Below are 9,736 nucleotides of genomic sequence, written 5' to 3' on the forward strand. Positions count from 1 at the left end.
CCGTCCCCCGCGCCATGGCCCGGATGGTTCCCCTCCACCGATCCGGGCCCGGTCGCCCCGTCCCGTCCCGCCCCCGGGGTCACATACCGCCGGAGCCGAACGTCCCGGCGTCCGTGCCACCGGCATCCGCGCCACCGGCGTCCTCGCCGACGCCGCCGGCGTCCCCTCCACCGTCCCCGCCTCCGTCGAGACCCCCGTCGAGCCCCCCGTCGAGCCCCCCGTCCATGCCGCCGTCCACGCCCCCGCTGTCGTCCGTCGGCCTGTCGGTCACGGTCGGGTCGGTCGGTGGGGCTACGACCGCCTCCATGATCAGCGTCACCGCGCCGTCCTCGGGAGTCGGCGAGTACGCCTCCGGCGTCTGGCGGACGATCGTGCCGGGCGGGGCGGCCGTGCCCGTGACCTCGTCGAGGATCGTCACCCGGAAGCCCTGGCTCTCCAGGAACGACCGTGCGTCCTCGGCGAGTTGTCCCTGGACGTCGGGCACCTCCTCGGGGAGGGTCCCCGTCGGCGTCGGTTCCCCGGTGAGCGTGTCCGACGGGTCGGACGTGGGAACGTCGGTCGGGGTGGACGACCCCACCAGCACATCGTCGGTCGGCGCCTCCGGCAGCACCTCGTCCTCGCTGCCGTCCGTGCCGGTCTCCCGGGCCAGCCCTGTGGTCGGTTTCTCGACGTTGACGAGCTTGTACTCCTCGACCTCGTCCTCCTCCGCCACCGGCTTGACCTTGGCCACCTTCTTCTTGTCGTACGACGACCACTTCTTGTTGCGGCCGTCGAACTTGACGTCGGCCTCGTCGATGTCGTGGTCGAAGGCGCTCAGCGGGTTGCCGCAGCTGCACTGCACGGCGGGCTCCCCGAGCGCGTCGACGAGGATGGCGATACCCGCCTCCAGCAGGGCGTCGAAGGGTTTCGCCTTGCCCTTCTTGTAGTCGTGGTTCTTGACGAGGGTGTCGCCGCGCAGCAGCACGGGCGTCAGCTTCTCCACGTAGCCGGCGATCTCGTCGACGCCGCCGAGGCCCTTGACCTCGGCCCACTGCTCCGCCTTGCGGCGGTTCTCCGGCTTCCGCAGGAACTCGACGAGCTTGCCCTTGTCGCACTGCAGGGGATTCGTCGTCCCCCCGTACAGTCCGGCCTCGCCGCCGTCCTTCTCCCCACCGCGCCCCGACAGCGCGCGGTCGATGGCGATGTCCGTGCCGAGCGCGAGCGCCTGCCTGAAGAAGGGGGCCGCGGAGGGCACGCCCCGGGCCACGGCCCGTACCGCGACCCTGCCGATGAGAGAGCACCCCGTCGTCATCAGTCCGATGACGATCACGATGACCAGGAGCGAGACGGCGCCCCGCCCGCCCCCTGCCGCGACAGCCGTACGCCCTCGCCCTGCCGCGAGAGCCGTACGCCCTCGCCCTGTCCCCCGTATGCGTTTCATGTCCGTCCCCCGGGCTCTTCCAGTTCCGACCGGTCAGGCCAGTCTGGGCGCGCGCCGGGGGCGTGCCCATGGTGTCGGCACGGGTCGCACGCGCCGGGAAACCCCCGTGCCGACATGGGTCCGCGCGCCCGGAAATCCCCGTGCGCACACCATGGCCGCGGGCCGCCGTCACGGTGACCATGAGCCCATGGGCATGCCCCGCACCGTGCTGATCGTCGACGACGACCCCGGTTTCCGGGCCGTCGCACGCGCGTTGCTGGAGGTCGACGGCGACTTCACGGCCACCGAGGCGGGTTCGGGGACCGCCGCGCTCGCCGCCGTGGCCGCGGAGCGGCCGGATGCCGTGCTGCTGGACATCGGGCTGCCGTACGAGGAGGGGTTCAGGGACGGCTTCGCCGTCTGCCGGGCGCTGCACCGGCTGGCCCCGGCCACGGCGGTCGTCCTCTGCTCGGCCCGCGAGGCGGAACAGTTCGGGGAACGGATCGCCCGCTCCCCGGCGGTGGGCTATCTGGCGAAGGAGCGCCTGTCGGCAGCCGAACTGGCCCGACTGCTGGAACCCGGCTGACCAGCTCGCCCAGAAGTCACCCCTCCGAGTCCAGGTACATCAGCACCGCCCGCACCCGGCGGTCGTACTCCTTCTTGTCGTCCGGCGGCAGACCGAGCTGGGCGAAGATGATGTTGACGTAGTGCTCGACGGTCTTGCGGTTGACGGAGAGCTTGGCGCCGATGGCGGAGTTGGAGAGCCCCTCGGCCATGAGGTGGAGGACCTTGCGGTGCTGCTCGGTGAGGCCCGCGAGGCGTTCGCGTTTGCGGGGGCTGCTGTAGAGGGCGCGTTGGATCTCCTCGTCGATGGCGTACCGGCCCACGGCGACGCGCTGGACGACGTCGGTGACGAAGTCCGGCCCGGTGACCCGCCACTTGAGCTGGTAGCCGACGCCCCCGGCGTGCGGCTCGGCACCGGCCTCCAGCAGCGGTCGTAGATGGGTCGGCTCGACGTACTTGGACAGCAGCAGGATGCCGACGGGTGGATGGGCGCGACGGATGTCGACCGCCGCCTCCAGACCGTCCAGCCGGTGGGTGGGAGGCATCCGGATGTCGACGACGGCGAGGTCGGGGAGGGTGTCCGGGATCGCGTCCCGCAACTCCCGCGCGTCCTTGGCCCGCGCGACGATCTCGTGGCCCTCGCCCTCCAGGATGGCCGCCAGCCCCAGCAGATACACCGGGTCGTCATCGGCCAGCACGATCCGCAGGGCCCGACCGGGCACCCCGGACATCAGCTCGGCACTCATCCCGGCTCCCCCCTCTCTTCTCGTCCACCTTGGTCCAACGGCTCTTCTCGTCCACCCTGATCCAACGGCCCATCTCGCCCACCCCGGTCCAACAGCCCGTCTCGCCCACCCCGGTCCAACAGCCCGTCTCGCCCACCCCGGTCCAACAGCCCGTCTCGCCCACCCCGGTCCAACAGCCCATCTCGCCCGCCCTGATCCAGGGACCCGTCTCGTCCGTCCTCGTCCGGCGGCTTCCGTTCCCCACCCGTCGGCAGTGTCACGGCCACGACCGTGCCGCCGTCGGGGCCGCCGCGTACGGAGAGTTCACCGTCGTACGCCGTCACCCGGTGCCGCAGTCCCAGCAACCCCGTGCCGCCGCCGGCCGGGTCCGCGCCGCCCACCCCGTCATCGGTGACGCTGAGGCGCAGCGCCCCGTCCTCGCACCGCAGCTCCACCCGAACCGTCTCCGCGTCCGCGTGCCGGAGCACATTGCTGATCGCCTCCTTCACCACGTAGTACGCGGTGAGTTCGATCGGCTCGGGGAGGGGCGGGAGTCCGGCGGCGTGGATGTCGACGGTCAGGGGCAGGTCGGAGGCGAGGGAGCGCAGGGCGGGTACGAGCCCGGCCTCGCTCAGGACCACCGGGTGGATTCCCCGCGCGGCCACACGAAGCTCGGCGTGCCCCTGTTCCAGCATGGCGAGCGCGTCGTCGAGCATCCCGGCCAACTCGACGGCACCCGCCCCACCACCAGGGACGCCCCCCACCGAACCGCCGGACGCACCGCCCGCCTCCCACGCGTCCACTCTCCGCCGCGCGAGCCGCAGTCGAAGCCCCAGGTTGATGAACTTCTGCTGGGCGCCGTCGTGCAACGCGCGCTCCACCTCGCGCCGTTGCTCGTCCCCGGCCTCGATGACGCGGCGACGCGACTCGCGCAGCTCGGCGACGAGGGCCTGGTTGTCGAGTTCCAGCGCGGCGGCGGAGACGACGGCCTCCAGGACGTACCGGTCCTCGCGCAGCGCGGGATCGTGGACGAGGACACCGACCCGGCGGCCGTCGCGCTCCAGGTCGGTGGCCTGCCGCCCCGGCGGCACGGACAGCGGCCGGCCCTCGACGTCGACGTAACCGGTGCCGTCGGGCGCGGGGAACCCCACCTGGAGCGAGCGGTCACCGAGCGCCTTGGCCAGCGCTTCGCGCAGCTCGGCCCGCGAGGCGAGCGGCATCCGGCGCAGCAGTTCCGCGACGGCCGTACGACCGAGCCGTACCCGCCACACACCGGCGAGGAAGGTCAGCGGCAGCAGCAGGACCGTCAGATGCGCGACCGTGATCAGCGGGGGGTGGGACGACTCGCTCGCCGAGCCGAACGCCCCGTCGAGCCCGGAGGCGAGGGCGCCCACGACGCCGACGACGAGCAGCGGGGCGAGCGCCCGGCGGGCCGGTGGCGTGGCGGTCGCCCAGCGCCAGACGAGGACGGCCACGACCGCCCCGCTCATCACGAACTGCACCGCCTCGACCACCTCGTGCAGATCCCGCACGGGGTGCAGAAGCAGCAGGTTGGGCGTCACGGACGCGTGGAAGAACACGCTGACCGGTACGAGGACGAAGGCCACCGCGCAGCCCGCCGCCACCAGGGTCCGGTCGACCACGGCCGCCGTGACGGGATGCGCCCGCCGGTCAACCACAGGCGCCGCCACCGGATGCGCCCGCCGGTCGACCACGGCGACCACAGGCGGCCCCGTCTCCCCGCCCTCCCCCTCCTCCCCGTCCTCCCCGTCGTGCCGGGAGCGCAGCCGCCCGTCCGGGAACACCAGCAGCAACGGGATGAGGAAGCCGCTGGAGGCGGACCGCAGGAACAGTCCCACGGTGTGCACGGCCGGATCGGTCGATATCTGCAGATCCTCGGCGAACCACCCGATCCCCACGAGCAGCATCAGCAACCCCACCGCGTTGTCCGGCCGCCGCCACCGCGCCGCCAGTCCGGCCCCGAGATAGAGCCCGCCGACCGCCCCCGAGAACACGGTCGAGGTCGAGTCCGCATGCCGGTCGTCCGCCACGAGCACCAGCACGAACGCCCCGAAGACCGCGCCGACCCCGGCCAGCGCGACAGCGGTACGCCGAGAACGCCGAGGACTCACCATTCCTGGAGACTGAGCGGGAGTGAGTCCTGTTGCCAGGACCCGTGCTCAGCCGCGTGCCCCGAACGGTGCTGGGCACACTGGTCGCCCGCTTTCGCTCCGCGTCCGGCGCGCATGGATCGTGTCCGTGGTCCGGGGATGCGGGGGCGGGTTCCCTCACGCCCCGGGGCCGCCGGTCGGGCCTGGACGGTCCGATGCCCCTGCTCATCACTCCGGTGAGCAGGGGGCGGTGCCGTCCGTCGCCGGACCGGGTGCCCCAGGGCGCGTCTTCCGATCGCCACCGCTGCCGCATGATGGCGTGTGGTCTTCCTATTCTTGCTTGTCAGTGGTTTCTGCCAGTGCTGGGCGCCCCACCGGGAGGTGTAGGCGGGGTCGACGGCGATGACCGGGATGCCGAGTTCGGCCGCCATGCTCGCCAGGCGGGCCCGCAGCCTGCCGACGGGCAGGCCGGAGATGAGGTTGCGGAAGCGCTTCTTGCGGCCGTGCTTCTCGCGGGTCTTCTCCGCGGCGAAGTCGAGGTCCTCGACCGCGATCGCCAGGCCGTGGCGCTTGGCCCAGTGGAGCAGGCGGATGAGGGCGTGGCGGATCTGGGCGTCGCGGTGGGCGGCATTGCCGGTGAGGTCGTAGTCGAAGCGGCGTGGTGCGCCGACGGGATTGCCGTGGGCATCGAGGCGCCAGGCGGCCAGGTGGTCGGCGTTGGTGTCCACCCCGACCAGACCACCTGCGCGGGCCGCCGCCAGCGGCACGGCCGGGGCCGGGGGGATGGTCCAGGATGCGGTCAGGTACCAGCGGCCCCGGCCCGCGTCTTCGTGGATGCGGTACGCGACGGCCCGGTTGGCGGTGACGCGGTCGGCCCACTGCTCGCCCCGGTGCGCGAACCCGACGCGGGCGGTGAGGACGTACCGGCCGTGCGGGGCGTTCGCCAGATGCGCCAGCGGCGCGGGCAGCTTGAGCGACACCTCGCCGCCGGGAGTGACGCGGATGGTCTCGTTGCCGAACCGCTTGCCGGACTCCCCGTCCGCCTGCAGGAAGCGGCGCCCGGCCTGCCACCGCCGGCGCCACTGCTCCTCGGTGAGCCGGGCGGCATCCAGGTGGTGGCGGGTGGTCAGCAGCTGTTTCCCGCCGCGCACCACGTGTACGACCCCGGCATCCCGGTCGGCCCGCGCCACCTGAAGCCGGTCTTCGAGCAGATGCATGCGGCGGGACTTGGCGAACCACTCCTGCCTGCTGTGGTAGCCACCCGGAGCGCGTTTGCCGCCTTTCTTGCCCATGGGCAGGGAGAGTCGGTGCGTGATCGTCCTGACCCCGGCTTCGAGGCTGTGGATGTGGGCGAGCTGACCGCGCCGCGCCAGGGCCCACTGATCATGGGTGGCCTTCGTGATGCTGCCCGCCCAGCGCGAGGAGGACTCCTGCGTGAGGACACGCTTGCGCTGCGCCCACTGCTCACTGCCGTGGTCCAGCCCGGCCGTACACCGCGCCTTCAGATCACGGGAGGCCAGCGAGCCAAGGTGGTCACCGACCAGGCGCAGCACCTTCTCGTCCTGGGCGGTCAGATTCTTGAGCCGGGTACGGACCGCGACCCCCGTGGGGCCGGGCACCACGAACGGCGCCGCCACCTCCCGCAGCCCGCCCACCCCGCCACCCCCACCCCGGTGCCGCACAAATCCGTCACCACACCCAACGACCACCACCGGAGAAGGTCACACATTCGAGGTGAGAACTTCCGTTCCCTTCCTCGTGAGTGCGCCTGCTGCTACCCAGAGACTCACTCCTACGCACCAGAACACGCTCCTGTGCCGTCGACCGCCACCTGTTCACAACCCCTCCAGCGGTTCGAGCACCGCGTAGTCCCCGAAGGTGCGACGGTAGCGGAGGTGGCGCGTCTCCTGCGTGTGTTTGCGCTGCCACTCCTCCACACCCGCCGGGTCGTGGTGCACACCGGATACGGCCCCGCACTCGACCTCGTCCCCGGACACACAGCGCGCCTCGTACTCCGGCAACGCCGTCTGATCCTGCGCGATCACGTACGGCACGTAACGGAAGACACGGCGCGCACGGGAGGGACGGGCACCCCCGTCCGATCCGACGGCTCCGGCGTGGTCGCGCCGCTGATGGTGGCGGAGCAGGACGTTGGCGTCGGTCTCCGCGCTGCGGTCGTAACGGGCGAGTGCCTCTTCACGCCGTACGGCCAACTCCGCGCACGTCTCACAACCCGGTACCGGAACGGGTGGACGGTTCAGAGCCTCAGGTTGACGCAACGTCACATCCTCCTCTTCGCACGGCGGTTGGCCGCCTTGAGCTCTGCCCCGATCCGCTCCGACTGTGTCGCCGGTCTGAGGGCCGCCGGATCCGCCTCCCACTCCCGGCCACCACCCACCGGACGCAGCATCGCGTAAGGCCCGACCCGGTCCCGGTACTCGCCGATCCGCCGCGTATGGGGGTCGTAGACGAGCTGTCCTTCTGGTTCCACGTGCACTCCACAGCCCTGTTGTAACTCTGGGTGTAACCAGCGTTGCCGAGGGGAACGGTCGCATTCAACGCGAGACGTGTGGCACTGGGCCTTTGCCACGGAAACGAACGAGGGGGACGTCTGTGACGAGGCGGAACGCGGAGGGGGTCGGCGGGGCCGGTAGCGCGGGGCTCTTCGGCGAGGTGCTACGCCACTACCGCGAAGCGGCGCTGCTGACGCAGGAGGCGCTGGCGAGGGAGATCCCGTGCGACCGCTCGCAGGTGGCGAAGATCGAGGCGGGAACGAGGGTCCCGAGCGAGCAGTTCGCGAAGCGGTGCGATGAAGTGCTGGAGACGGGTGGGGTGTTGACCCGGATGTGGGCCAAGATCGACTGGTATCCGGCGGTCCAGCATCCGGATTGGTTCGAGCGCCGGGTCGAGATGGAGGCGGTGGCTGTTGGGCTGCGGGAGTACCAGGAGCAATACATCCCCGGCCTGTTGCAGACGCCGGACTACGCTCGCGCGCTCTTCTCCCGATCCTCGACGGGCGATGAGGTGGAGCAGCGCGTCCGGGCCCGAATGAGTCGCCAGCCGCGTTTCTTGTCCGACGATGGCCCGCTGTACGTCGTGATCCTGGATGAGAGTTGCCTCCGTTACGGAGTGGGGAGCCCGGAAGTCATGCGCGACCAGTGCGCGCACTTGCTGAGCGTCGGGCAGCGCCCCAACATCCGTATCCAAGTAGCTCCGGCGAACCTATTCGAGCTCAATCGCCCCAGGCAGTCCATGTCCCTGATCGAACTGCCCGACGAACGATGGATCTACTCGGAGTCACTGGACCGTAGCCACTTCAACAACGAACCGACGGCCTACGCCCGTTATAGCCGGACCTATGATGTGCTCAGGGCGGACATTCCGTCAGCCCGTGAGTCCGCCGCTCTGATCAGCGATGTGATGAAGGGGTACGAGCATCATGCACAGGTACGAGCTGAGCGCGGCGATCTGGATCAAGAGCAGCTACAGCGGCGACAACGGCGGCAACTGCATCGAAATCGCCCCCGCTATCCCCAACGTCGTCCCCGTCCGCGACAGCAAGAACCCTGACGGACCGGTGCTGGTCCTCAACCGCTCCGCCTGGGCCTCGTTCGTCGCGGCCGTCAAGGGATGAACTTCACCACCCGGTCGGAAAGCGAACCGATACTCGCTCCAGCGGGCCAGCGTTCGTAACCGAGCGAACATCATCCGCCCTACTCCGAACCAACCGCCCCTCGCCGCCCAGTTGTTGATACGCAGAACAGCTATGACAACGACAACAGCGGCGGCCACGCTGTCCACGGCGTACGGGCACCGCAGGGCCGGAGAAGAACCCTTCGTGGTGCTCACGGGCGCCCGGGGTCTCGGCAAGAGCGCGGTGCTGCGCGAGCTGTGGGCGGCGTACCGGGGTCGTACACCCGTGGCGCTGATCGATGGCGAGGAGACGCAGTTCCGCCGGCCGCCGCGAGCCCGGCCGGCGGAGGCGTGGTCGCCGACGTACCAGGCGCTGTTGGCGGTGGCGGAGCAACTGGCGGAGCCGGTGGGGAACGTCGGACGGATCCCGTTCCCGAGGCTGGCGTGCGGGTTGTTGGCCGTCGCGGCGGGCGGTTGGGGCGGCCGGGACCTGCCGAGGGTCCGGGAGGAGGCCGAGCGGATACTCGCGCTGAGCGACACGGGGTCGTGGCCGACGACCGGCCGATGGGCGGGCAAGGTGGCGGCGAGGCTGACGGCGTCGATGTCCGGCGTGGGGCCGGTGGCCGAACCGCAGGTGGTCGAGCCCGAGGTGGTCGATCGGGTCGTGATCGAGCCGATCATCGAGGCGGCCCTGGAGGCGTTCACCGAGGGCATGTCGTCCGCGCACCGGCGGCTGCGGAAAGGCGCGGTCTGGTACGGCCGCCACCCGAGGACGGGCGGCAGCCCCAAGCGCGGACTCGTCCTGCTCGCCGGGCACTTCCGGGCGGACGGCGGCGCGCCGCGCACGTACGCCGAGCGACAGCTCGTACGGGCGCTGCTGGCGGACCTGGACGACGCGTACGCGGGAGTCGTGCGGCGCGCGCACCGGGCCGGGCGGCCGGTGGTCCTGGTCGACAACGTGCAGGAGGACGCCGGGCGCCGACTGATGGAGTGCGTACTGAGGGACCGCGCGGACGGCATACCGGACCGGGTGTCGTTCTTCGCCGCCCTGCGTGGCGACGCCCACCCGGCCCTGCGCAACGCCGAGCGCCGCACCCTCCCCGAGGTGATCCGCGACATCCCCTGGACCCCGGGCAGCACACCCTCCTCCCGGGCCCTGCTCGTCCCCCTCGCCCTCCCCCTCCCCCGCCCTCGAACCCCTATGGTGTCTGCCCCGCCTTGTCCACGATCGCCCGCTCGGTGATCGCCTTGGATGTGACGACGGTGCCCATGTAGTCGTCGGTGCTCTTGATGTACACCGAAGG

10 protein-coding genes are annotated in these 9,736 nt (G+C 71.3%); 4 read left to right on the forward strand and 6 right to left on the reverse strand.

What is annotated here, in order from left to right; genetic code table 11:
• Positions 1-79: 79 nt before the first annotated feature.
• Entirely contained in the window at positions 80-1,420 is a 1,341-nt protein-coding gene (locus tag STRIP9103_RS45115; RefSeq protein ID WP_009293455.1) for a PASTA domain-containing protein, read from the reverse strand.
• Between the two features lie 187 nt (positions 1,421-1,607).
• On the opposite strand from STRIP9103_RS45115, the gene STRIP9103_RS00490 reads away from it, so the two are divergent.
• Positions 1,608-1,985 carry a response regulator gene (locus tag STRIP9103_RS00490; RefSeq protein WP_009293453.1) on the forward strand — a complete coding sequence of 126 codons (378 nt, stop codon included), beginning with the start codon at positions 1,608-1,610 and terminating at the stop codon, positions 1,983-1,985.
• 16 nt (positions 1,986-2,001) lie between these two features.
• Here STRIP9103_RS00490 and STRIP9103_RS00495 read toward each other — a convergent pair whose 3' ends face one another.
• From STRIP9103_RS00495 to STRIP9103_RS45705, 5 genes are all read right to left on the reverse strand, one after another.
• Complete coding sequence (locus tag STRIP9103_RS00495; RefSeq protein WP_199790499.1) at positions 2,002-2,709, reverse strand: response regulator transcription factor; 708 nt, start codon at positions 2,707-2,709, stop codon at positions 2,002-2,004.
• On the reverse strand, positions 2,706-4,823 hold the full coding sequence (locus STRIP9103_RS49680) for a sensor histidine kinase (RefSeq protein ID WP_234022072.1): 2,118 nt from the start codon (positions 4,821-4,823) through the stop codon (positions 2,706-2,708). The genes STRIP9103_RS00495 and STRIP9103_RS49680 overlap by 4 nt, the downstream gene beginning before the upstream one ends.
• Positions 4,817-6,454, reverse strand: coding sequence for an IS200/IS605 family accessory protein TnpB-related protein (locus STRIP9103_RS00505; RefSeq protein ID WP_048819447.1), 1,638 nt, complete (start codon positions 6,452-6,454; stop codon positions 4,817-4,819). The genes STRIP9103_RS49680 and STRIP9103_RS00505 overlap by 7 nt, the downstream gene beginning before the upstream one ends.
• A gap of 180 nt (positions 6,455-6,634) precedes the next feature.
• Complete coding sequence (locus STRIP9103_RS45700) at positions 6,635-7,084, reverse strand: DUF7848 domain-containing protein (protein ID WP_009293459.1); 450 nt, start codon at positions 7,082-7,084, stop codon at positions 6,635-6,637.
• A complete protein-coding gene (locus STRIP9103_RS45705; protein WP_009293461.1) occupies positions 7,081-7,290 on the reverse strand; it encodes a hypothetical protein in 210 nt (69 codons plus the stop codon). The genes STRIP9103_RS45700 and STRIP9103_RS45705 overlap by 4 nt, the downstream gene beginning before the upstream one ends.
• A 122-nt stretch (positions 7,291-7,412) precedes the next feature.
• Between STRIP9103_RS45705 and STRIP9103_RS00520 the strand changes: the two genes are divergently transcribed.
• The 3 genes from STRIP9103_RS00520 (at position 7,413) to STRIP9103_RS00525 (ending at position 9,675) form a co-directional block, all read left to right on the forward strand.
• Positions 7,413-8,369 carry a helix-turn-helix domain-containing protein gene (locus STRIP9103_RS00520; protein ID WP_009293456.1) on the forward strand — a complete coding sequence of 319 codons (957 nt, stop codon included), beginning with the start codon at positions 7,413-7,415 and terminating at the stop codon, positions 8,367-8,369.
• Positions 8,329-8,433 carry a DUF397 domain-containing protein gene (locus STRIP9103_RS51065; RefSeq protein WP_234022073.1) on the forward strand — a complete coding sequence of 35 codons (105 nt, stop codon included), beginning with the start codon at positions 8,329-8,331 and terminating at the stop codon, positions 8,431-8,433. The genes STRIP9103_RS00520 and STRIP9103_RS51065 overlap by 41 nt, the downstream gene beginning before the upstream one ends.
• Before the next feature lie 132 nt (positions 8,434-8,565).
• Positions 8,566-9,675, forward strand: a complete 1,110-nt coding sequence (locus STRIP9103_RS00525) for an AAA family ATPase (protein WP_009293462.1) — start codon at positions 8,566-8,568, stop codon at positions 9,673-9,675.
• The last annotated feature ends 61 nt before the right edge of the window (positions 9,676-9,736 follow it).

The sequence above is a fragment of the Streptomyces ipomoeae 91-03 genome (genome assembly GCF_000317595.1).
Lineage (GTDB): Bacteria > Actinomycetota > Actinomycetes > Streptomycetales > Streptomycetaceae > Streptomyces > Streptomyces ipomoeae.

Bases quoted from the DNA above. Each gene is read 5' to 3' on its own strand.
- STRIP9103_RS45115 (WP_009293455.1), bottom strand. From the start codon at position 1,420: ATGAAACGCATACGGGGGACAGGGCGAGGGCGTACGGCTCTCGCGGCA.
- STRIP9103_RS00490 (WP_009293453.1), top strand. From the start codon at position 1,608: ATGGGCATGCCCCGCACCGTGCTGATCGTCGACGACGACCCCGGTTTC.
- STRIP9103_RS00495 (WP_199790499.1), bottom strand. From the start codon at position 2,709: ATGAGTGCCGAGCTGATGTCCGGGGTGCCCGGTCGGGCCCTGCGGATC.
- STRIP9103_RS49680 (WP_234022072.1), bottom strand. From the start codon at position 4,823: ATGGTGAGTCCTCGGCGTTCTCGGCGTACCGCTGTCGCGCTGGCCGGG.
- STRIP9103_RS00525 (WP_009293462.1), top strand. From the start codon at position 8,566: ATGACAACGACAACAGCGGCGGCCACGCTGTCCACGGCGTACGGGCAC.